Source organism: Streptomyces sp. NBC_01006, from assembly GCF_045162725.1.
GTDB lineage: Bacteria > Actinomycetota > Actinomycetes > Streptomycetales > Streptomycetaceae > Streptomyces.
This window is the reverse complement of the sequence record NZ_CP108700.1, coordinates 1,642,208-1,664,434: the sequence shown is the minus strand read 5'-3', so window position 1 is coordinate 1,664,434 and position 22,227 is coordinate 1,642,208. Positions and strand designations below refer to the sequence as shown.

Annotated in this window: 17 protein-coding genes; 14 read left to right on the top strand and 3 right to left on the bottom strand. The window is 71.2% G+C overall.

All coding sequences use genetic code 11. The features are described from left to right. The first annotated feature begins 9 nt into the window (after positions 1 to 9). From malQ to OG509_RS07420, 5 genes are all read left to right on the top strand, one after another. Positions 10 to 2,172, top strand: a complete 2,163-nt coding sequence (gene malQ / locus OG509_RS07440; protein ID WP_406181114.1) for a 4-alpha-glucanotransferase — start codon at positions 10 to 12, stop codon at positions 2,170 to 2,172. A gap of 136 nt (positions 2,173 to 2,308) precedes the next feature. Beyond that, entirely contained in the window at positions 2,309 to 3,268 is a 960-nt protein-coding gene (locus OG509_RS07435; protein ID WP_406181112.1) for an adenosine kinase, read from the top strand. Then, positions 3,265 to 4,797 (top strand): GMC family oxidoreductase, encoded by a 1,533-nt coding sequence (locus OG509_RS07430; RefSeq protein ID WP_406181111.1) that lies wholly within the window; start codon positions 3,265 to 3,267, stop codon positions 4,795 to 4,797. The genes OG509_RS07435 and OG509_RS07430 overlap by 4 nt, the downstream gene beginning before the upstream one ends. Before the next feature lie 67 nt (positions 4,798 to 4,864). Beyond that, entirely contained in the window at positions 4,865 to 5,182 is a 318-nt protein-coding gene (locus OG509_RS07425) for an aldo/keto reductase (RefSeq protein WP_406187500.1), read from the top strand. A gap of 105 nt (positions 5,183 to 5,287) precedes the next feature. Next, positions 5,288 to 7,357 carry a radical SAM protein gene (locus OG509_RS07420; protein ID WP_406181109.1) on the top strand — a complete coding sequence of 690 codons (2,070 nt, stop codon included), beginning with the start codon at positions 5,288 to 5,290 and terminating at the stop codon, positions 7,355 to 7,357. 100 nt (positions 7,358 to 7,457) lie between these two features. On the opposite strand, the gene OG509_RS07415 is transcribed toward OG509_RS07420, so the two are convergent. Both OG509_RS07415 and OG509_RS07410 read right to left on the bottom strand, forming a co-directional pair. Beyond that, positions 7,458 to 9,062: an ABC-F family ATP-binding cassette domain-containing protein gene (locus OG509_RS07415; RefSeq protein ID WP_406181107.1), complete on the bottom strand. Its 1,605-nt coding sequence runs from the start codon at positions 9,060 to 9,062 to the stop codon at positions 7,458 to 7,460. A gap of 313 nt (positions 9,063 to 9,375) precedes the next feature. Continuing rightward, entirely contained in the window at positions 9,376 to 10,572 is a 1,197-nt protein-coding gene (locus OG509_RS07410; protein WP_406181105.1) for an NAD(P)/FAD-dependent oxidoreductase, read from the bottom strand. A gap of 139 nt (positions 10,573 to 10,711) precedes the next feature. Here OG509_RS07410 and OG509_RS07405 point away from each other — a divergent pair, with 139 nt between their 5' ends. The 9 genes from OG509_RS07405 (at position 10,712) to OG509_RS07365 (ending at position 20,740) form a co-directional block, all read left to right on the top strand. After that, complete coding sequence (locus OG509_RS07405) at positions 10,712 to 12,232, top strand: class I SAM-dependent methyltransferase (protein WP_406181103.1); 1,521 nt, start codon at positions 10,712 to 10,714, stop codon at positions 12,230 to 12,232. A gap of 52 nt (positions 12,233 to 12,284) precedes the next feature. Then, complete coding sequence (locus OG509_RS07400) at positions 12,285 to 13,199, top strand: VOC family protein (protein ID WP_406181101.1); 915 nt, start codon at positions 12,285 to 12,287, stop codon at positions 13,197 to 13,199. After that, positions 13,196 to 13,990 carry an SDR family oxidoreductase gene (locus tag OG509_RS07395; RefSeq protein WP_406181100.1) on the top strand — a complete coding sequence of 265 codons (795 nt, stop codon included), beginning with the start codon at positions 13,196 to 13,198 and terminating at the stop codon, positions 13,988 to 13,990. The genes OG509_RS07400 and OG509_RS07395 overlap by 4 nt, the downstream gene beginning before the upstream one ends. Before the next feature lie 118 nt (positions 13,991 to 14,108). Beyond that, the gene (locus OG509_RS07390; protein WP_406181098.1) at positions 14,109 to 15,227 is read left to right on the top strand and encodes a winged helix-turn-helix transcriptional regulator; all 1,119 of its coding nucleotides are present in this window, start codon (positions 14,109 to 14,111) and stop codon (positions 15,225 to 15,227) included. A 148-nt stretch (positions 15,228 to 15,375) separates the two neighbouring features. After that, positions 15,376 to 16,212, top strand: coding sequence for a LacI family DNA-binding transcriptional regulator (locus OG509_RS07385; RefSeq protein WP_406181096.1), 837 nt, complete (start codon positions 15,376 to 15,378; stop codon positions 16,210 to 16,212). Beyond that, entirely contained in the window at positions 16,206 to 17,099 is an 894-nt protein-coding gene (locus OG509_RS07380) for an HAD family hydrolase (RefSeq protein WP_406181094.1), read from the top strand. The genes OG509_RS07385 and OG509_RS07380 overlap by 7 nt, the downstream gene beginning before the upstream one ends. Then, the gene (gene glgA, locus OG509_RS07375; protein ID WP_406181092.1) at positions 17,081 to 18,310 is read left to right on the top strand and encodes a glycogen synthase; all 1,230 of its coding nucleotides are present in this window, start codon (positions 17,081 to 17,083) and stop codon (positions 18,308 to 18,310) included. The genes OG509_RS07380 and glgA overlap by 19 nt, the downstream gene beginning before the upstream one ends. Positions 18,311 to 18,465: 155 nt before the next feature. Further along, complete coding sequence (locus tag OG509_RS07370) at positions 18,466 to 19,938, top strand: condensation domain-containing protein (RefSeq protein WP_406181090.1); 1,473 nt, start codon at positions 18,466 to 18,468, stop codon at positions 19,936 to 19,938. 1 nt (position 19,939) lies between these two features. Beyond that, positions 19,940 to 20,740 (top strand): thioesterase II family protein, encoded by an 801-nt coding sequence (locus OG509_RS07365; RefSeq protein WP_406181088.1) that lies wholly within the window; start codon positions 19,940 to 19,942, stop codon positions 20,738 to 20,740. 57 nt (positions 20,741 to 20,797) lie between these two features. Here the strand turns inward: OG509_RS07365 and OG509_RS07360 are convergent, their stop codons facing one another. After that, positions 20,798 to 22,222: an aminobutyraldehyde dehydrogenase gene (locus OG509_RS07360; protein WP_406181086.1), complete on the bottom strand. Its 1,425-nt coding sequence runs from the start codon at positions 22,220 to 22,222 to the stop codon at positions 20,798 to 20,800. Positions 22,223 to 22,227 lie beyond the last annotated feature (5 nt).

Below are 22,227 nucleotides of genomic sequence, written 5' to 3'. Positions count from 1 at the left end.
GCCGCAACCATGCCCGTCATCCGTGGCAGCCACACGCCACGAGGCCCCCGAGTCGCACGTGACCTGACCGACCTGGCCCGCCTCCACGGCGTCGCCACGCACTACACCACCGATCTCGGCCGCAGGGTCGACGTCTCCCCGGAGACCCTGCACGCCGTGCTCGGCGCACTCGACGTCGATACGAGTACCCCCGGCGGCATTCGCGACGCACTGGCCGAACGCAGGCAGGCCCTTGCCGGGCACCTGCTGCCGCCCTGCGTGGTGGTGCGCGCCGGGCGGCCTCCGGCGGCCCCGGTCGCCCCGTCCGGGTCCCAGCTGTGGGTCGACACGGAGGACGGCCGCCGCCACCACGTCAGCGCCCACGGCGGGGAACTGGCCGAATTGCCGGTCGGCCGCCACATCCTGCACGCGGTGCACGGCACGCGCGCCGAGGCCGTACCGCTTCTGGTTGCTCCCGAGAGGCTGAAGGGCCCCGACCGGCGCGGCTGGGGCTTCCTCGTGCAGCTGTACTCGGTGCTCTCCCGCCGCTCCTGGGGCCTGGGCGACCTCGGCGACCTGACCGAGCTGGTGGGCTGGGCCGGTGGTCTCGGTGCCGGCTTCGTCCTTCTCAACCCGCTGCACGCGTACGTGCCCGGACCACTGCCCGACCCCTCCCCCTACCGTCCCAGCACCCGGCGTCATCCCGATCCGATGAACCTGAGGATCGAGGCCGTCCCCGAATTCGCCGCCCTGTCGCCCGCGGACCGGGAGCATGCGGCCCGACTCCTCGCTCGCGCGCGGGAGCTGAACGATGAGGTACTCGCGGGCGGCCCCATCGACCGGGGGGCCGCTCGCGCGCTGAAGCTGGGGGCCCTGGAACTGGTGCACCGCACCCCGCTCAGCCCCGCCCGCCAGGAGGCGTACCGGCGCTACGCCGACGCCGGGGGTCAGGGCCTCGCGGACTTCGCCCTGTGGTGCGCGATCGCCGAGGTGCACGGCCCCCGTTGGCGCTCCTGGCCGACCGGGCTTCGCAGCCCCGCCGGACCCGGGATCGATGCCGCCCGTGCCGCGCTCACCGACCGCGTCGAGTTCCACCGCAGACTCGCCTGGCTGGTCGACGAGCAACTCGCCGGGGCGCAGCACGCGGCGAGAGCTGCGGGAATGGAGATAGGGCTGATGCACGACCTCGCGGTCGGCGTCGACCCGGAGGGCGCGGACGCCTGGCAGTTCGAGCAGTACCTGGCCCGTGGCGTGACGGTCGGCTGTCCGCCCGACGACTTCAACCGGAACGGCCAGGACTGGGGGCTGCCGCCCTGGCGCCCGGACACCCTCGCCGGGGCCGGATACGCCCCCTTCGCCGAGGTGCTGCGCGGCACGCTGCGCCGTTCGGGCGCGCTTCGCCTGGACCACATCATGGGCCTGTTCCGGCTCTGGTGGATCCCCGAGGGCGCGCGGGCGGGGGAGGGTACGTACGTCCGCTACGACCACGAAGCGCTGCTCGGGGTAGTCGCCCTGGAGGCGTACCGGGCCGGAAGTCTGGTGATCGGCGAGGACCTGGGCACCGTGGAGCCCGGGGTGCGCGAGGAGCTGGCCGACCGAGGCATCCTGGGCACCTCCGTGCTGCGGTTCGAGTACCTCGGCGGCTCGGAGCAGCGCTCGGGGCCGCTGCCGCCCGAGCGCTGGCGCGCCGACTGCCTGGCCACCCTCACCACCCATGACCTGCCCAGCACCGCAGCCTGGCTGGAGGGCGAGCACATCCGGCTGCACGACCGCCTGGGCCTGCTCACCCAGCCGGAGGCGGAGGCGCGGGCAGCGGCCGAGGCCGAACGCGACGGCTGGCTGGCCGAGTTGCGGAGAACCGGCGCTCTCGGACCGGACGGGGAAGCAGGCCGGGACACGTGCCCCGAGGGAGAAGCGGACCGCGTTCCGAGCCGCGAAGCCCTGGCCCTGCACGGCTTTCTCGCCCGGACACCCGCGAAGCTCCTGGGCGTCTGGCTGCCCGACACCGTCGGGGACCGCCGCCCGCAGAACCTGCCCGGCACGTCCGACGAGTACCCCAACTGGCGCCTGCCCGTGGCCGGACCGGAAGGACTTCCACTCCCCTTGGAGGACCTGTTCGCGCATGAGGGTCCGCGCGCGGTCGCCGAGGTCTACCGCGACCTGTCCACCACCCCGGCCGCTCCGCACGGCTGACCGCCGGCCCCGCCAGAGCCCTCCACCCGCGAGGGGCGGCCGGCGCAATTCCTCCGCACACTGCCGCCGGCACAAGGCGGACGCTTGATTCACCTCCCCGGATACATCTCCCCGACCGAGAGGAACGATCAGACCCATGAGCACCGAGACCGATGTCCTCGTCCTGGGTGGCGCCGGCGTGGACACCATCGTCCACGTCCCCGAGCTACCGCTCCCCTATGCCGACAGCTACATGATCCGGCCCGGCATCGAGACCCGAGCGGGACAGAGCGGGGACTTCGTCGCGCTCGGGGTGAGCAGCCTGGGCCTGCGCACCCACCACCTGGACATGATCGGCGAAGACCACGAGGGCGACCTGGTCCGCGCACTCCACCGAGACCGGGGCATCTCCCTCACCGAGGTCCCTCTGCCCGGCGGTACCAAGCGCGCCGTCAACCTGGTCGGACCCGACGGCCGGCGGCTGTCCCTGTACGACGACAGCCGCTCCCAGGAGTCCGACCGGCTGCCCGAGGCGACGGTTCGGGACCTGGCCGCCGTCAGCCGTCACGCCCACGTCGTCATCACCTATCCGTGCGCGCTCGCGCTGCCCGTGCTGCGGGAGACCAGGGTGACCCTCTCGACCGACCTGCACGACTGGGACGGCGCCAACCCGTACCACGAGCCCTTCGCCCTGGCGGCGGACCTCGTCTTCCTGTCCACCACCGCCCTGGACGACCCCGAGCGCACCATGCGTGACATCGCCCGGCGCGGCCGGGCCCGGGCCGTCGTGGCCACCGCCGGAGCCGGGGGCGCCTACCTCCTGGCCGACGGCGAACTGGTGCACGTCCCCGCCGTCACGCCCCCGGCCCCCGTGGTGGATTCCAACGGCGCGGGCGACGCCTTCGCCTCCGGCTTCCTGTTCGGCTGGCTGAACGGCGAAGACCTCCGGCGGTGTGCCCTGTACGGGGCGGTCGCCGGTGCGTACGCCTGTACCGTGCCGTCGACACGCACCGACACCATCGCAAGTGCCGAGCTCCTCGCCGAAGTGGCCAGGCTGGAGGCACGGTCCGCGTCCGAGACGGCCGCGGGTGCCGATACGTCCGGTGACCTCGTATGACGCGTACGACGAGCGGCGCGTCCGCATTCGCTGCCGCCTCACCGTCCGGATACGACGTCGTGATCGTCGGCGGGGGAGTGTCGGGCTGTGTGCTGGCCTCCCGGCTGAGCGAGGACCCCGGTCGGACGGTGTGCCTGGTGGAGGCCGGTCCGGACTACGGCCCCGACCGGGGTGCCTGGCCGCACACGCTGCTGGACGCCCGCTCCCTGCCGCGCGACGACGTCTGGGAGCGCGGCACTGAGGTGCACCGCATTCGCGCCCGTGTCCTGGGCGGCTCCTCCTGCGTCAACGGCTGTTGGCACACCTGGGGTTCGGCAGCCGACCACGAGGAGTGGACTGATGCGGGCGGCCGGCCGTGGTCGGCTGCCGCCATGGAGCCGTATCGGCTGCGGGCCGTCGAGCAGATGCGGCTGCGGACCGTACCGGAGCGGGAAATCTCCGTCTGGGCGCGGGCTGCCCTGGCGGGGGCTCGTGAACTCGGCTACGCGGACGTGGACGTGGCCACTTCGGGCGGGACCGGCTGCGGCACCCCGCTGATCAACGCACTTGACGGCCTCCGCTGGAACGCTGCCTTCGCCTACCTCGAACACGCCCGGTCGCGGCCCAACCTGACGATCCTGGGCAACGCCACGGCGGACCTGCTGACCGTGCGCCACGGGCGGGTCCGGGCCGTCCAGGTCGTCGTGGACGGGAGGCGCGAGACCCTGGCGGCGGACACGTTCCTCGTCGCCTGCGGCGCCTTCGGTTCACCCGCGCTGCTGCTGCGCAGCGGCATCGGCCCCGCCGACGAGTTGCGGGAGACCGGGATCCGGCCCTCGATCGAACTGCCCGGCGTGGGTGCGAACCTCGTCGACCAACCTGGTGTCTTCGTACCGCTGACCCCGACGGCCGAGCTGAACGCCGCCTTGGCGGCCAAGGAAGGGGCCGGCGAGCTGTACGTCAGCCGGATGCTGATCCGGGCGGCCAGTGAGGTCTGTCCCGGGGACTCCTGGGACCTGCACATCCTGCCTTCCGCGGGCGACCCGCTGTTCGGCACGCTGCCGCCCGGGGAGTACGAGGCGGGCATCTCGGCCTTCCTGATGAAACCCCGCTCGCGCGGCCGGGTACGACTGCGCTCGGCCGACCCTCACGCCCGCCTGGACATCGACCCGGCCTTCCTCACCGACCCGGCGGGCCGCGACGCCGCCGCGCTCCGCTCGGGCCTGCAGCTCGTGGAGCGGCTCGCCGCGACCGCTGCCTTCAAGCCGCTGGCCGGCCCCGTCGCGGGCCGCCCGTCGCGCGACCTGTCGGACGAGGAGCTGCGCGCCCGGCTCGGCACGTACTGGCACCCGGTGGGTACCTGCGCCATGGGACACCCCGACGACCCGGCGGCCGTCGTCGACGGCGAGGGCAGGGTGCGGGGTGTGGACAACCTGCGGGTCGCCGACGCCTCCATCCTGCCCACCGCTCCTGCGGCGAACACCCAGCTCCCGGTACTCGTCCTCGCCGAAATGCTCGCCGACGCGGTGAAGGAGAGCGACGAGCGATGACCGCCCCGACCGGTCCCACCGGCATGCGGAACACGGAGCCAGCGCGTCGTGGCCGGCTGCTGTACGGCTGTACGGGCCCGGGGGGGCGGCCGGGACCGCGGCCCCTTACACCGCCCAGGACATCGACCACGCCGAGGCCGCCGTCGAGGCCACGCTGGAAGCGGGGATCACGCACTTCGACCGCGCGGACATCCACCGGTCCGGGAAGTCCGAGGCGGTCTTCGGCGAGGTGCTGGCGCGCCCGGGCTGCGCGAGCGGATCGAACTGCAGTCCAAGTGCGGCATCCGCCTGGCCGAGGGCGACCGGCCCGGCCCGTACGACCTGCGCGGCAAGAGTGTGCTGCGGCGCGTGGAGGAGAGCCTCACCCGGCTGGGCACCGACGTGATCGACCCCCTGCTTCTGCACCGCCCGCTCGAACACTGCGTCGCCCACGTCACCGACATCCAAACCTGCTCGACCTTGCCGCACATACAGACGGAGAACGAACACAGTGACCGCGAGTACCCCATGCACGACCGCCGGCGCGCCCGGCATTCTGCAGTCCGCCCGCTTCTACGTCACCTTCCGCTGCAACTCGCTCTGCGGATACTGCAACGTATGGCAGGACGACAAGTTCAAGGGCTACGAGGAGCTGACCCTGGAACGGGCCCGTCAGATTCTGGACGAGCTGCACGAACTCGGCGTCCGCTATGTCGATTTCACCGGGGGCGAACCGGTGCTGCACCCGCACATCGACGGGATAGTCCAGTACGCCAAGTCCCTCGGAATGACGGTGGAGGTCACCAGCAACGGCATCCGGTTCGCCAAGCACATCGACGCGATCGTGCCGTACGTCGACACCATGAACATCTCGTTGGACACGCTCAGGCCCGAGCGGTACCGGCAGATCCGCGGAGTGCCCACCCTGGACCGGGCCCTGGACGTGATCCAGCGCATCATCGCCACCGGCTCCGGCAACCTGAAGCTGATCTGCGTCGTCACCCGGGAGAACGTGGACGAGATGCCGGAGCTGCTGCGCTTCGCCCACGAGAACCGGATCACCATCTATTTCTCCGGGATGTTCGAGTACTTCGACGAGCAGGACACCGTCCGTGACATGCAGAGGACGGCACGCAAGCTCAAGCTGATCGAACAGAACGGCAAGCCGCTCAACGACACCGTTGCCGCGCGGGCGGACCGCATGGAAGGCTCGGGGCCGGTCGGCGGACCGATCGCCGCCGAGCTGATGCGGCTGCTCCACGAGCCGTTCGCACTGATCAACCTGCACTTCCGCAAGTACATGGAGAACCTGGATCCGACCGCGCCCACGGCCTGCTTCGCCAACAAGCGAATCCTCACCGTAGGCCCGGACGGACGCCTGGTGCTGCCCTGCTACCACGCGTTCGACAACTCGGTGCCGTGGGACCGCCCGCTGCGCGAACTGGTGCAGGACGAGGAGTTCGTGCGCGTACGCGACGAGGAGGTCGGCCACCGCTCGGAGTGCCGTAGTTGCACTGTCTTCCCCTATGTCGGGCTCTCGTTCAGCTACCGGTTCGACAAGGTCTTCCTCTACCAGGCGCTGTCGGAGGAGATCGCCAAGATCAAGGTCCGGTTCGCCGACCCGCTGTATCCGAGCCTCGGTATCGCCTTCGAAGAACTCCAGCTGCAGTACCAGGAACTGGAGCAGCTGATCGATCATGCGCTCCCCACCCCGCGAGCGCCGCTCACCTCCGACCACCTCTATCGCTTCGAGACCACCGCGACGGGCCTCCGGACCGAGTTCGTCGCCGGGGAGGTCAGCCTTGCCGAGCTGCTGGGCGACCACGCGCATGGCGAGTGCTGGGGGATCCAGCGTTCGCCGCACACCTGGGTGCGGCTGGTCTACCGCGACCTCGTCCCGGCGCTCAAGGCCCTCGCCGAGGAGGGGCTGCTCGCCCACGACGCCTACGAAGTCACGATCGCCGAGCTGTACGCCGTGCAGCTGGCCTGGTGGCAGGGGTACCTGGCGTGCTACTACCGCGGTGGCGACCAGGCCGACACCGCCGGACCCGAGAAGGTGCTCACCGGCTTTCTGGAGCGCACGGCGGCCCTGCTGCCCGACGCGCCCGGCTCCGGGCGCGTGCGCGAGGTGCTGTTGCACGCCGGCTGCGTCCTCGGCCTGGCGCCCGAGACGCTCGCCCCCCTCGCGGTGGGCACCCCCTTCCCGGAGGCCGGGCTCATCGCCAAGCACCTGCTGCTCATCGCAGACGACGCCGACCTGCCCCGCTACGCCGGCCTGCTTCCGGAGCAGGCCGCCGAACCGCTGCGCCGCTCGGCCGGGGCCCGCGACGACGGCATCGGCGCGCACGCCCCGCTGGATGCCGAGACCGGGCGGCTCCTCGGTCACGGGAGCAGCGAGCAGGACGGGAACCAGGAGGAGAGCGTCGACCAGGCCACAGCCGAACGGCTGCTCGCGGCCCTGGCCCTGCTCGACCCGGTGCAGCGCGCAGCCGCAGCCGAGCGTCTGCTCGCCCATGAGCTGCGGGCGCCGCAGGTCCTGCGCCGTCGAGGCGAACCGCTGAGGGACCGCCGAGGCGCCTAGGCAGCTCCTTCAGGATCAGGCCGGCAAGGCCCGCGGCGTCCGATGCAGGGCGTCGCGGGCCAGGCACGATCCGGCAGCGCCGGGGGCGGGCGTCCGGATGTCAGGCGAGGGAGACCAGGTCCAGGTAGTCCTCGCTCCACAGGTCCTCGTCGGCGTCCGGCAGCAGCAGGACCCGGTCCGGGCGCAGGGCCTCGATGGCGCCCTCGTCGTGGGTGACCATCACGATGGCGCCCGGATAGGTGCCCACCGCTGCCAGGACCTCACGACGGGACGCCGGGTCGAGGTTGTTGGTCGGCTCGTCCAGCAGGAGCACGTTCGCACCGGAGTGGACCAGCGTGGCCAGCGCCAGCCGGGTCTTCTCGCCTCCCGAGAGCACCTCCGCACGCTTGTCGGCGTCGTCCCCGGTGAACAGGAACGAGCTGAGTACGCGCCGTACCTCGCCGTCGCTCAACTGCGGCGCGGCGGTGGCCAGGTTCTCCCGGACGGTACGCGCGGAGTCCAGGGTCTCGTGCTCTTGGGCGAAGTAGCCGAGCCGCAGCCCGTGCCCGCGCACCACCCGGCCTCCGTCGGGCGTCTCCCGGCCGGCCAGCAGGCGCAACAGGGTGGTCTTCCCTGCGCCGTTGAGCCCCAGGATCACCAGTCGGCTGCCCCGGTCCACGGCGAGGTCCACACCGTGGAGCACCGCCTGGCCGCCGTACGACTTGGCCAGGCTCACGGCCCCGAGTGGCATCCGCCCGCAGGGGGCGGGTTCGGGCAGGCTGATCCTCGCCACCTTGTCCGACCGCCGGGTGGGTTCGAGGCCGGCCAGCATCCGGTCGGCGCGGCGGGACATGTTCTTCGCGGCGGTGGCCGTGGCCACCCGGGCCCGCATCTTGTCGGCCTGGGCGTGCAGGGAGGCTGCCTTGCGCTCGGCGTTGACCCGTTCGCGCGATCGCCGCCGCTCGTCGCTCTCCCGCTGGGTCAGATAGGCAGCCCAGCCGGTGTTGTGCACGTCGATGGTGGCGCGCTGCGGATCGAGGTGGAAGACCCGGTTGACCGTCTCGGCGATCAGATCGATGTCGTGACTGATCAGGATCAGCCCGCCGCTGTGGCCGGCCAGGAAGGTGCGCAGCCAGGCGATGGAGTCGGCGTCGAGGTGGTTCGTGGGCTCGTCCAGCAGCAGCGTGCCGTCACCGCCCGCGAACAGGATCCGGGCCAGCTCGACCCGCCGTCGCTGGCCACCGGAGAGTTCGCCGACCGGCTGCGTCATGACGCGCGTCGGCAGCCCGAGACCCGCGGCGACGCGGGCCGCCTCCGCCTCCGCCGTGTAGCCGCCCGCGCTCTGGAACGTCGCCTCCGCACGGACGTAGGCATCCATGGCCCGCGCCTGCTCGGAATCACCCGCGGCCTCCGCCATGGCGGCTTCGGCGTCCCGCAGGGCCCGGACCGCCCGGTCCAGGCCGCGGGAGGAGAGGATTCGGTCGGTGACGGTGACGGACGGATCCGCGGCGCGGGAGTCCTGCGGCAGGTAGTTGACGGATGCCGTGCGGGAGATCGTTCCGGCAGCCGGCCGGGTGTGCCCGGCCAGGGTGTTCAACAGGGTGGTTTTGCCCGCGCCGTTACGGCCGACCAGGCCGACCCGGTCGCCGGGCGCGACGGTGAAGGAGATGTCGGACAGCAGCAGACGGGCGCCGACGCGCAGGTCGACACCATGAACGGTGATCATGTAATGACGCTCCGAGAAAGCAAACGGACACACTTCTGGCGTGGAAGCGGGTTCGTGAGCTAGGAAATCCGGGGCGTAGACATGCCCCCAGATTATCGGACGGCCCCCTCCCGTGCACTGCCTTATGGCGATGCCCGCGGCGCTACAGCCGTGAGTTCCTCGACGTCCGAGTCAGCTTCTCCGGTCCGTTCATCCACCGATGGCCGCCTCCGCCTCGCACGCGGTGGCGGTCGTCGTTCAAGTGCGGACCGGGAGCAGTTGCGCGAGGCGGCCGGGCACGCGACGGGGGAGGGGCGGCCGAAGCCCGGGACGGCTACTGGTCCGGCCGGCCCGCCCGGGCGAGCCTGAAGAGCTCTTCCACACGTCGGCTCCCGGCGAACACGTCAAGGAGCTCTCCCCGGAGGCGGGGGTCCTCGGCCGACGCACGCAGGACTCGGGTGAACTCCTCGTCCAACGGCTGCAACTCCGCCTGACGGCAGACGAATTCGAACATAGCCGCCCGGCCGGCGTCACGCCGCGCGGCGTAGCGGGCCAGGGACCGTCCGGGCGCCAGTGCGCCGGAGAACTCCTGCCCGATCGCCCGGGCGAGACTGTCGGCGTCCGTGAACGCGTCCGAGATGCCGTGCGCTCCGATCGGGTCCTTGTGCTGCCCGGCGTCACCCGCGAGCGCCCAGCCCGGGCCGTGTGGCAGGCGGAAGAAGTTGCGCAGCAGGCCGGCGGCCCTGACCGGCTCGGCGAGCCGCCCGCCGTGCATTCGTGCCCGCAGCTCCGGCAGGCGATCCAGGGTGTCGAGGTACAGCCGCTCGGATCCGGAGCGATGGGCGAGGAAGTCCGTGCGGGGCAGGGTGAGCGCCACGACGGTCAGTCCGTCGTGGGTGGGCCACAGGGAAGCTCCGAGCCCTGGTCGTACGAACGTCTCCGCCCCGTCGGCCGGCACGTGCGACCAGTATCCGTAGAGGGTGGCGGCGAGCGGTCCGCGATCCTTCGTCACGCGCGCGCCCACCGCCCGCGCGATCGTCGAACCGCGACCGTCGGCGCCGACCACCAGCCGGGCCCGCTCGGCGAAGGACACCCCCCGCGCGTCCTGTCCCCGGACCCCGGCCACGACACCGTTCTCCCACACCACATCACGTACGGAGGATCCTTCGCGCACCTCGGCACCCGCCTCCCGCGCGGCGTCGACCAGCAGGGCGTCCAGTACGGAACGACGAGGGGCGTACGTCGTCGCCGGTCCGTTCGCGGCTGTCGGCGTGCCGGACAGCACCGTGCCGCCGAAGTCCACGCGCAGCTGGTCGATCGGGGGGCAGCCGGTGGCCGCGAGCCGGTCCTCCAGGCCCCAGGACGCGAGGAGTTCGACACCGGGGCGCAGGATCCAGTGGGTGGAGAGTGTGTCGCTCGGGAAGGAGGCGCGGTCCAGCAGCAGAACCGAGTGCCCCGTGCGGGCGAGAAGCATTGCGAGCGGAGCTCCGGCGCAGCGGGCGCCGACCACGATCACGTCGTACGGGCTCATGGACGGCGACTCTAGGAGGCGCGGCAGCCGCCGGTCGATGCTCGATATGAACACCTGCACAGCCGTGCACCGAACGGCTTCGTGCTCCTAAACTCCAGTGCCTTATTGCGAATTGACGGGAATTCGAGGAGGTGAGTCCATGTCGGAACCTCAGGCGGTCCCTTTCGCCGAGCAGGATGAAGTCGAGACGGTCACAGCCACGCTCCGCGTTCATCCTCGCGTCCGGGCGGCGAGAGTCGAACACGCCAAGGGCGGGCCGGGTGAGAGCGGACGGCTCGTAGCCCATGTCGTCCCGGTGGCGGACCCCGGCGGTGGTCCGGCCGGGGACGCCGATCCGGTGGTGGACTCATGGCAGGCCGTCTTCGACGACTGCTATGAAGTCGCCGCGCTCGACACCACTCCACAGACGTCCAGAATCACGGGGTGGACGGACAGCATCACCGGACGTCCGGTTTCCGTTGCGCAGATGGCCGAGTGGGTCGACACGACCGTGGCGCGGATCTCCGCTCTCGGGCCCCGCAGAATTCTGGAGATAGGCGCCGGTACGGGTCTGCTGATGGATCCCCTCGTCCGCGCGCTCGGCCCGGATGTCTACACCGCCACCGATTTCTCGGAGCAGGCCGTGCTCCTGCTGAGGGAGCTGGCCGCCGAACTGAAGGAGCACGCCCCGGGAACAGCCACGACCGTCGCCCAAGGGCCGGCCGTCGCGCACGTGGAGGGCGGCCCCTACGATCTGGTGATCATCAACTCGGTCGCGCAGTACTTTCCTTCGATCCTGTATCTCGAAGAGGTCCTGCACCGGGTCCTGCCGGCTGTCGCACCGGGCGGGCACGTCTTCCTGGGCGACCTGAGACATGCGGGGCTCTGTGACGCCCTCGTCGGCCTCAAGCACCACCGGCGGGCGCCGGCCGGGGCCGACCACGCGCAGTTGACTGCCCAGATGGACCGGGAGCTGAGGCTCGACGGGGAGCTGAGCCTGCATCCCGGGTACCTGCACTCCCTGGTGGAGCGGATCGACGGGATAACGGGTACGGAGACCGCCCCGCGCCGGGGTGCCTCGCCGACCGAGATGACGCTGTTCCGGTACGACGCCGTGGCGCACGTCGGCTGTCCGTTGGCGGACGCCGAACCCGAGTGGTGCGACGGCGAGACCCTGACGGTCGAACAGCTACGGATCCGTCTTGCCGGGGAGGAGCAGCCGTTCGGATTCCGGGGTGTCCCCAACGCGCGGCTGGCCGAGGCTCTCGCGCTGCGGGAGGCGAGCGGTTCGGCCCGGGACACGGCCCCGGCCGGGACCGGTGGCACCTGCCATCAGGGTGGCGGCGACCCGACGGGCGAGCGCGGCACCGTGAGCGGTCTCGACCCCGAGCGGCTGTGCCTGCTGGCCGAGGAGTCCGGATGGTCCGCGAGGCTGCGGTGGACACCCGATGACGACGGCGCCGGCAGGTTCGACCTCTGGTGCGTGCCGTCCGGGCACACCCCGGCAGCCGTCTGCCAGGCGGTGCCCGGCGTTGCCGGCGCCGGCCGGCCCTGGCGGCAGCCCGTCTTCCCGCCCCGGGTGGAACTGAGCTGCCGGGAAGAGGTGCTCCGAACGGTCAACGCGGACCTTCCGCCGGGGCTGCGGCTCCAGGACCTGGTCTTCGTGCCGGAACTGAGCTGACCGGCACCGGCCGTACCCCTCACCAGGCACACCGAACTGCAAAGGATGAAGCATGGTTACGCACGTCCGCCATGTGGGATTCGGGGTCCCGAATCTTGCCGCGGCCCGGGAGTTCTACGAGAAGCGCTGGCAACTGGAGGCGGTGGGCAACGACGACGGCCGGCTCTACCTGGGCTCGGGCTGCCCGGAGAGCCACGTACTGCGCCTTCGCGAGACCCCCGAACCCCGGGTCGACCTGATCTCGCTGGCCGCCTCCTCGGCCACTGAGGTGGACGAGATAGCCGAGCGGGTGGCACGTCATCCCCAGGCGAAGATCGTGCGCGAACCCGGCGAGCGACAGGACCTCGGGGGCGGGTACGGACTGTGGTTCCTCGACTGCGACGGCCGTACGGTCGAGGTGTCCTCGGATGTGGCGGGCCGGGCCTTCCGGCCGGTGGAGGAGACGGAGACCCGCCCGATCGGGATCAGCCACGTCGTGCTCAACACCCCCGACCTGCACTCCGCCCGCACCTTCTACGAGTCCGTGCTCGGGTTCAGGGTGTCGGATTGGGTCGAGGACATCATGTGCTTCATGCGCACCGGACGGGCCCATCACGTCATCGCCTTCACCAGGGCGCCGCACACCTCGCTGAACCATGTGGCCTTCGAAGTGCGTGGACTCGACGAGTTCATGCGGGCGACCGGCGCGATGATGCGCCAGGGCATGCCGCCGCTCTGGGGGCCCGGCCGCCACGGGGTCGGGCAGAACACCTTCTCGTACTTCCAGGACCCGTCGTCGGGATTCGTGCTCGAGTACACCACTGCGGCCCAGATGATCGACGACGAGCACGGCTGGACGCCGAAGGTCTACCCGGCGACGGCCCAGACGACCGATGTGTGGGGAACCGCCAACGCGCGGGACGCGCTGGTCGCCACCACCCTGCTCGGCACTCCCGACCCGGGCCTGTGGGCGGCTCCGCCGGTATGAGTGCGCAGGGAAGTGGTGCGACGGGCGGAACATCGCCGGTGGTCCTGGTCACCGGGGGCTGCTCGGGTATCGGGCTGGCCGTCGTCGAGGACTTCGCGGCGCACGGGTACCGTGTCGTCGTCCTGGACCAGGAGGAGCCCGGGCGGCCCCTGCCGGCCGGGGCGACCGCCGTCCGCGGCGACGTGTGCAGTGTCCGGGACAACGAGCGGGCTGTGGCCGCCGCCCTCGACCGGTTCGGCCGGCTCGACGTTTTCGTCGGCAACGCCGGGATCCACGATGCCGGGACCCGGCTGCGGGACCTCCCGGCTGAGAAGCTGGCCGAGGTGGCCCGGAAGGTCCTGGACGTCGATGTGGTCGGGTACATGTTGGGCGCCCGGGCCGCCGCCGACGCGCTGGAGCGCACGGGAGGCTGCATGGTCTTCACCCTCTCCGACGCGTCGTTCCTGGTCAGCGGAAACGGCGCGGGCCTCGCCTACGCGGCTGCCAAGCATGCGGCCCTGGGGCTCGTCCGTCATCTGGCCGCAGATCTGGCGCCCGGGATACGAGTCAACGCGGTGGCCCCCGGGGGAGTGGTGACGGGGCTTCGTGCGGTGGCGGGGCCCGGCCCGGCGATTCGACCGGTCTTTGCCGACCCGGAGCCCATCGTCCGCACCATCCGCGAGTTCAACCCCCTCGGGGTCGTGATGGAACCGTCGCAACTGGCTCCGCTCTACCGGTTCCTGGCCTCACCCCAGGCGGCGGGGATGACGGGGGAAGTGCTCCGTCCCGACGGTGGACTGTCGGTGCGGTGATCGCGCCCCGTGAGGGTGGCGGTCGAGAGATGAGGGGGTCGGCCCCGCACCGGTCCGGCCCCCTGGAGTGTCCCTTCGGAGCGCTCTCAACTACAGCCCGCGAGATCAGATTATTCGTTTGCGCACAGCAACGATCAAGGTATGTTTCTCGATGGATGCCCATACTCTGCAACTTTCCTTCGAGGAGCCTGCGTTGAGCGTATATGAGCAGCTGAAGACGCGTGAGGGCGACGCCCTTTCCTATGTGGCGCAGTGCGAGAGCGAGCTCCGCCACTCCCCTGTCGAACTCGTTCCCCTTGTGAAGCTCGTGACTTTGGGTACGCTTCGGAAATCGGGTGCGGACGCAGGCCACGCGCAAGCCCTGGCCGACAGCGAGTTAGCCCTGCCGCCCATCACGGTGCACCGTGCCACCATGCGCGTGGTCGACGGAATGCACCGGTTACGCGCCGCCGAGCTCCGGGGCCAGGACCGGATAGCCGTGCAGTTCTTCGACGGCGACGAGAAGGATGCGTTCGTCCTGTCGGTGGCGGTCAACGTGGCCCATGGCCTGCCGCTGGCGAGGGCCGACCGGATCGCCGCCGTGCAGCGCATCTTCGTCTCCCATCCGCAGTGGTCCGACCGCGCGGTGGCGTCCGTGACCGGCCTGTCCGCCAAGAAAGTGGCCGAGGTGCGCCGGGGCATGGCCGACGACGAACCCCAGGTCGCCGTGCGGGTCGGTCTCGACGGCCGGGCCCGCCCGGTCAACAGCGTGCAGGGCCGGGAACTGGCGAGCGAGCTCATCCGCTCCAACCCCGGTGCCTCACTGCGGCAGATAGCCCGGAAGGTGGGCATCTCCCCGGCGACGGTCGCCGACGTACGTGAACGGATCCGTCAGGGCGTGGACCCTGTGCCGTTGAAGCTCCGCGGCGGGAAGCCGCAGTCCGGACGGCGAACCAGGCCGGTGGCCGGCACCAACGCGCCGATGCTGCCCAGCCGGAACCTTTCGGACCTGATGCCCATCTTCGACACCCTGCGCAGGGACCCCTCGCTCCGGTTCAACGACACCGGCCGACTGGTTCTGCGCCTCTTCGACTCCTGTGCGCACGCCGCGCGCGAGCGGCGCAAGATCGCCGAAAGCGTTCCGCCGCACTGTCGCCTGCTGGTGGCCGAGCTGTTCCTCGGATATGCGGAGATGTGGCGCTACCTCGCCCAAGAGCTGGGCGAGGAGACCGAGTTGATCCGCTCCGAGGCAGTCTGACCCGGATGCGTGCAGACCTTCTGTTCAACTGCGTTAACGCAGCTGTTGAACACAGTTCGCCCGCACACCGTGTGCGACCCAAGGAGAACCGATGGCCAACACAACGGTGAACCGTGCGGCTGCTGCGCCGTCCCGGGAGCCCGCGACCGTGCTGGTCGCCGTCGTCGTGCCGGAACTGGAAAACCCCCTGCTCCTGCACCTGGCGAGCCAGATGGCACACGCCCTGCTGCGGCAGGGGCTGCTTTCCGTCCTCTGCCCGGAGGCGGCCGGCAGGGAGTGGCAGGAACAATGGCACGAAGAGCTGCCCGGGCGGCTCAGGGCACGCGGCATCGACGGGATGGTGCACATCGGACCGGTGCGGACCGGCGATGCGAAGGCGCCGGAGGGCGGGCTCACCGCCGGACCGGGCGCACCGGTCTTCGTCGTTCACGCCGGGGCGGAGGGCTCCACCGCCCTGCAGCTCTGCACCGACGACGCGGTGGCCGCCGACAGGACGCTCGGATACCTTTCCGGGCTGGGCCACACCGCGATCGGGCTCATCCTGACGCACACCGCGGACCAGGCGGCCGGCGACCGTGCAGAAACGTTTCTGGCGCGGAGCCCGGTCCTGGTGAAACAGACGATCTCCTCGCCGGAGGGCGGGTACTCTGCCGCCGGCGCACTACTCGACGCCGGCTGCACGGCCGTCGTCTGTGACAACGGACTGCTCGCGCTCGGCGTGCTCGATGCGGTGCGGAGCCGCGGACTGACCGTGCCCGGCGACGTATCGCTGATCGCTCTCGAGGATGCGCCGTCCAACCGCTACACCGACCCGCCGCTGACGGTGCTGCAGCTGCCCGTGCGGCGGATGGCACAGAGTGCGGCCGAGGCGCTCAAGGAGGCACTGCTCGGTGTGCCGGTGCCCCGCGCCGACCTCGTCTTCGCCTCCGAACTCGTGGTCCGGGGATCGACCGGCCCCGCACCCCGTGGCGGTCGGGCATGCTGAGGCTGGCGGCCACGGACCTGGACGGCACACTCCTGAGAAGCGACAGGAGCATCGCCCCGCGGACACTCGAAGCGCTACGGGCCGCGCGGCTGCGCGGCATGAGACATCTGATCGTCACAGGACGGCCTGCCTCCGGGTGCGGGCAGGTTTTCGACGCTCTCGGGTACCGGGGGATCGCCGTCTGCGGGCAGGGCGCCCAGCTGTACGACGTGACCGCGCGCCGGGTGCTCAGCACGGTCGCCCTCGACCGGGATCTGGCCCGCACCCTGGTGGCCCGGCTGCTGGCCGAGCTGGCCGAGCTGGGCGTGCCCGGCGAGTTGTCTCTTGCCGTGAACACCTCCGGTCCGGAAGGCGAGTTCGTGCGGACACCCGCATTCCCGGTCCGCGACACCCTCTCGCCGGTCCGGACCTGCCGTCCCCGGGACCTGTGGCGCCGGCCGGTCGACCGGGTCTTCCTGCGCCACCCCGTGCTCCTCGACGACGATCTGGCCGCGCTCGCCGCAAGGGTCTGCGGCCCTCTGGCCGCCGTCACGCACTCGGACCGCGGTCTGGTGGAGATCCTGCCCGCCGGTACGGACAAGGGGACGGGCCTGGCTCTTGCCGCGGAGCGCTACGGTGTCGACCTCGCCGACGTGATCGCCTTCGGAGACATGCCCAACGACATCCCCCTGCTGAGCCGGGCGGGCCACGGCGTGGCCATGGGCAACTGCCATCCCGACCTGAAGGCCGTGGCCGACGAGGTGGCGCCCCACCACGACGACGACGGGGTCGCCCGTGTCCTCGAAGGGCTGACACGGACTTCCGGCCAGGCGAGCAGCGACCCTCTCAACCGACCTGTGCCTCCCGACGCACCGGAAAGGACCGCCCCATGCGCGTCGACCTGCTGACCCGCGAGTACCCACCCTATGTGTACGGGGGCGCTGGTGTGCATGTGACGGCCCTCGCCGGTCGGCTGCGCCCCCTGGTGGACCTGCGGGTCCACCACTACGGTCCGTCCGACACCCTTGACGTGCCGTCCGCCGCGGCAGCCGGCGCCCCGGATGTGCTCGCCCACCGGGTGCCGGCCGAACTGCGTGACGCCAACCCGGCCCTGCAGGCCGTCGCGGTCAACGCCGCCATGGCGGACGCCGTGGCGGGCGCGGACGTGGTGCACAGTCACACGTGGTACACGGGTCTTGCCGGCAGGTTCGCCCAGCAGCTCCACGGCATTCCGCACGTGGTGACGGCACACAGCCTGGAACCCCTCAGGCCCTGGAAGAAGGAGCAGCTCGGCGGGGGATACGCCCTGTCCTGTTCCATGGAACGGACCGCGCTCTGTGCGGCCGACCGGGTGGTCGCCGTCTCGCGGGCCATGGCACAGGACATCACGCGCCTCCACCCCGAACTCGACCCCGACCGGGTCAGCGTGGTGCACAACGGCATCGACACCCAGGAGTTCGCCCCCGACCACAGCAGCGACGCACTGGAGTCGTTCGGCATACGCACCGACCGCCCCATCGTGGCGAGCGTGGCCCGGATCAGCAGGCAGAAGGGGCTCGACCATCTGCTGCGGGCCGCCCAGCACTTCGTTCCCGGAACCCGCCTGGTGATCGTGGCGCAGGCCGCCGATACCTCCGAGGCCCGCGCGGAGTTCGCGGACGGGGTCGGTCGGCTGCGCGACCAGGGTGTCGACGTCCACTGGATCGGTGGGGAGTTCTCTCGCCGTGCGCTGGTCCAACTGCTGACGCACGCTCGGGTGTTCGCCTGCCCCTCGGTCTACGAACCGCTCGGCATCGTGAACCTGGAGGCCATGGCCTGTGGCACGCCGGTCGTCGCTTCCGCGACCGGCGGCATCCCCGAGGTGGTCGTCGACGGCGAGACCGGCCGGCTCGTGCCCCTGCTCGGGGGGCCAGAGACCGGCGGGCAGCCGGATGATCCCTTCGTCTTCGCCAAGGACTTCGCCGCCCGGGTGAATTCTCTGCTGGACGACCCGGACACCGCGGAGAGGATGGGGCAGGCCGGGCGTCTGCGCGCCGTCGAGACGTTCTCGTGGCAGCGCGCCGTACGCGAAGTGAGAGACGTCTACGCGTCGATCGCACGACAGGGCCCGGCCGTCTGACAACTCACTGCTCCGGGCCGCGCACGACAAGTCGTTCCGTGCGAAGCGAGACGATTCCACGCCTGGGCGAATACTGAGTTGAGCGCTCCTTTGGGTAACGCGGGTCTGGTTCGTACTCTCTGGCGAGGCGTGATCGCAGACAGAGGAGGCGCCTCGTGCCGGAATATGAAGCAGCCCTGGACGTACTGACCGACATATGGGCGGAGGTATTGCAGCGGAAACGCGACACCATATCGCCGGAGGACAGCTTTTTCGAGATCGGCGGTGACTCTCTCAAAGCCCTCTGGATGATCGACCGGGCCGCCGAGCGCGGGCTGGCATTCACCCCCCGCCAGGTATTCGGGTTCCCGGTGCTGGGCGAGTTGGCCGCGCTCGCCGCTGCCCTGCCCACCCCCGCCACCGCCCCCCGGGACACCGGGCCGGAATTCTCCGGAGGGCCGTCCGGTCTCTCCCGGGCGCAGGAATGGATGGCCACCCACGACCACCCGTCGCTGAACGTGCACACACTGCTGCGCTGGGGAGGAGACCTCTCCGTCCCCCTCCTGGAGCGGAGCCTGCAGTGGCTCACCGAACGGCACGCCGCGCTGCGCACGGTCTTCCCGCGCGACGGGGAACGGCCGGTCGCACGGGTGCTGCCCGATGTCCGGGTCGCGATCCGCACGGCCGACCTGCGGGGCGGTGAACGGGCGGTCACCGTCCAGGACGCCCTTCCGCAGGCCGGCGTACGGGTCCGCGAGCCATTCGATCTCGCCGACGGGCCGCTGCTGCGCCTCGACGCGCTGCGTCTCGCCGACCAGGAGTGGCTGCTGGTGCTCGTCGTCCACCACCTCAACACCGACGGCTGGTCGATGGGTGTACTCGCCGACGAACTGCTGGCCTGCTACCGCGCGCTGGAACACGGTCACCAGCCGCCGCGGCTCCCGGCCACCAGGCCGTACGCGGAATTCGGCGCCGGTGAGGACACCAGGCACCTCCCGTACTGGCAGCGACGACTGGAAGGCGCCCAGCCCCTGTTCGGGGGCGGCAACACCGTGAGCCTGCCCAGCCTGCAGCACGCGTTCACCGTCCCCGAGTCCGCGGTGGCCGCAGTGCGCTCCGCCGCGCGCGCGGGCACGCCGGCGTCCGTCGTGCCGCTGACGGCACTGGCCATCGCCCTGGAGCGGATGACCGGTCGGTCGGACATCGTGATCGGCACGTCCGTCTCCAACCGGGGTACCCGGGACTTCGCCCGTACCGTCGGGTTCTTCGCCAACACCCTGTGGCTCCGGCTGGACCTGCGCCGGAGCGAGGACCTCGCCGACCGCCTCGGTGCCGTCCGCGACTCCTACCTGGACGGGCTCACCCACTCGCTGCCGATCGAGGCGCTCTTCGAAACCGGTGCCGACTTCGGTCAGGTGCTGTTCAACTACATCGACATGCCCCTGGACACGGGAGACCGCGACGTCGAGCCCGTTCCCGTGTCCCTGGCCGTCGCCGAGCAGTACCAGGACCTCTTCCTCACCCTGGTTGACGACGGACGCTCCCTGCACGGCCTGCTCACCCACACCACCAGGTGGTTCACGCCCGAGCGGGCCGGCCGGCTGGTCGAGGAGCTGATCGGTGTGCTCCACGAACTCGGGGAGGCCTGAGATGGCGGCGATCGGCCCCTCGGGCACGGGGACGGTGCGCGGAGGGGGGTGGCTGACGGTGCCCCGCCACCGCGACGGAGCCGCGGTGCGCCTGTACTGCCTGCCCTGGGCTGGGTCGGGGGCGAGCGCGTACCGCCCCTGGGCCCGGACGTTCCCGGCCTCCGTGGAGGTCGTGCCCGTAGCGCTGCCGGGACGCGAACGGCGGCTTCGAGAAGAGCCGCTGCGCACGGTCGATGCGCTCGCCGACGCCCTGGTCCCTGTGCTGCGCGCTGACATCGACCGCCCGTACGCCCTCTTCGGGCATTCGATGGGGGCGCTCATCGCCTTCGAGGCCGCGCTGCGACTCACCCGGGACGGACTTCCCCCTGCCCGGCTGTTCGTCTCGGGATCCCGGGCACCGCACAGGCCGCTGCACTACGGGGGCCTGCACACGCTGGCGCCCGGTCCGTTCCTGGAGGCCGTACGCCGCTTCCAGCCCGAGCCGGGGGGAGCACTGGACGACGACGAACTGGCGGAGCTGTTCCTGCCGACCCTGCACGTGGACTTCGCAGCCGCCGAGACCTATCGGCGCCCCTCCGACACGCGGGTGGCCTGCCCCGTCAGCGCCTTCGGCGGAGACGCGGACCCACTGGTCGACGCTGCGGACGTGGCGGCCTGGCGCCTGCACACCAGCGGCCCGTTCACCTCGTACAGCATCGAGGGAGGGCACCTGTTCGTGACGACCCGGGAGCGCCGGATGTGCGAACTGGTCGGCGGGGAGCTGTGCGACCTTCCCGCCGGGGTGCCGCGTACCCGGTCCTGAGCAGCGCGAAGGCGCCGGAGGGAAACCCCTCCGGCGCCTTCGTCCGTGCCGACCGTGCTATGCGCCTACGTGGTGCATTACGTGCTTGATCCGTGTGTAGGCCTCGAACCCGTACATCGACAGGTCCTTGCCGTAGCCGGAGTGCTTGAACCCGCCATGCGGCATCTCCGAGGGGAAGCCGAGATGGGTGTTGACCCAGACCGTGCCGAAGTCGAGGAGACCGGTGAGCCGCATCGCGCGGGTGTGGTCGGACGTCCACACCGCCGAGGCGAGGCCCTGCTCCACACCGTTGGCGAGCCGCACCGCCTCCTCCTCGGTCGCGAACGGCTGGACCGTGACGACCGGGCCGAAGACCTCGGTACGGATGATCTCGTCGTCCTGCCGGACTCCGCTGACGACGGTCGGCTCGAAGAAGTATCCCGCCTCGCCCGCTTGTTTCCCTCCGACGATGACCTCGGCATGCTCCGGCAGACGCTCGACGAGGCCGCGCACCCGCTCCAGCTGGGCGGCGTTGTTGAGCGGTCCGTAGGCCGCGGCCCGGTCGGTCGGCGGGCCCGGGCGAACGGCCCGCGCGGCGGCTGCGAGGCGTTCCACCAGTTCGTCGTGGATCTCCCGGTCGGCCAGCACCCGGGTGGCCGCGGTGCAGTCCTGCCCGGCGTTGCCGAACGCGCCCTCGATGATCTTCGCCGTGGCGGCGTCCAGGTCGGCGTCGGCGAAGACGACCACCGGGGTCTTCCCGCCCAGTTCCAGATGGACCCGCTTGAGGTCGGCGGCGGCCGAACGGGCGACGGCGATGCCGGCCTCGACGGATCCGGTCAGCGACACCATCGCGGGCACCGGGTGCTCCACCATCAGCCGACCGGTCGCGGGGGCCCCGCAGACCACGTTGAGGACCCCCGGAGGCAGGAACTCCGCAGCCAGCTCTGCGAACAAGAGGGCCGACCGGGGCGTCGTCTCGGCGGGCTTGAGCACCACGGTGTTCCCCGCCGCGATGGCCGGCGCGCTCTTGAGCACGGCCATGAGCAGCGGAAAGTTCCATGGGGCGAGCTGGGCGCAGACGCCTACCGGCTCCCTGCGCACGTACGAGGTGTGACCGGCGGAGTACTCGCCGGCGGAGCTGCCCTCCAGGAGTCGGGCCGTCCCCGCGAAGAACCGCAGCTGGTCCACCATCAGCGGCGCCTCGCCGGCGGCCGCGGTGCTTCCGGTGTCGAGGAGCTCGGCCTCGGCGAACTCCTCCATCCGGCTCTCCAGGGCGTCGGCGATGCGCAGCAGTGCCTGCTGACGTTCGGCAGGCGTGGTGCGTCGCCACTGTGCGAACGCGGTCGCTGCCGACCTCATCGCGGCATCGACGTCCTGGGGGCCGCTGACGGGAGCGAGGGCGCTCGCCGTCCCGGTGCACGGGTCGAGCAGCTCGGCGAAACCGTCGTCGAGGGGCTCGGTCTTCTTCCCGTCCACGAAGTTGGACAGTCTGGGCAGGGGCATCAAGG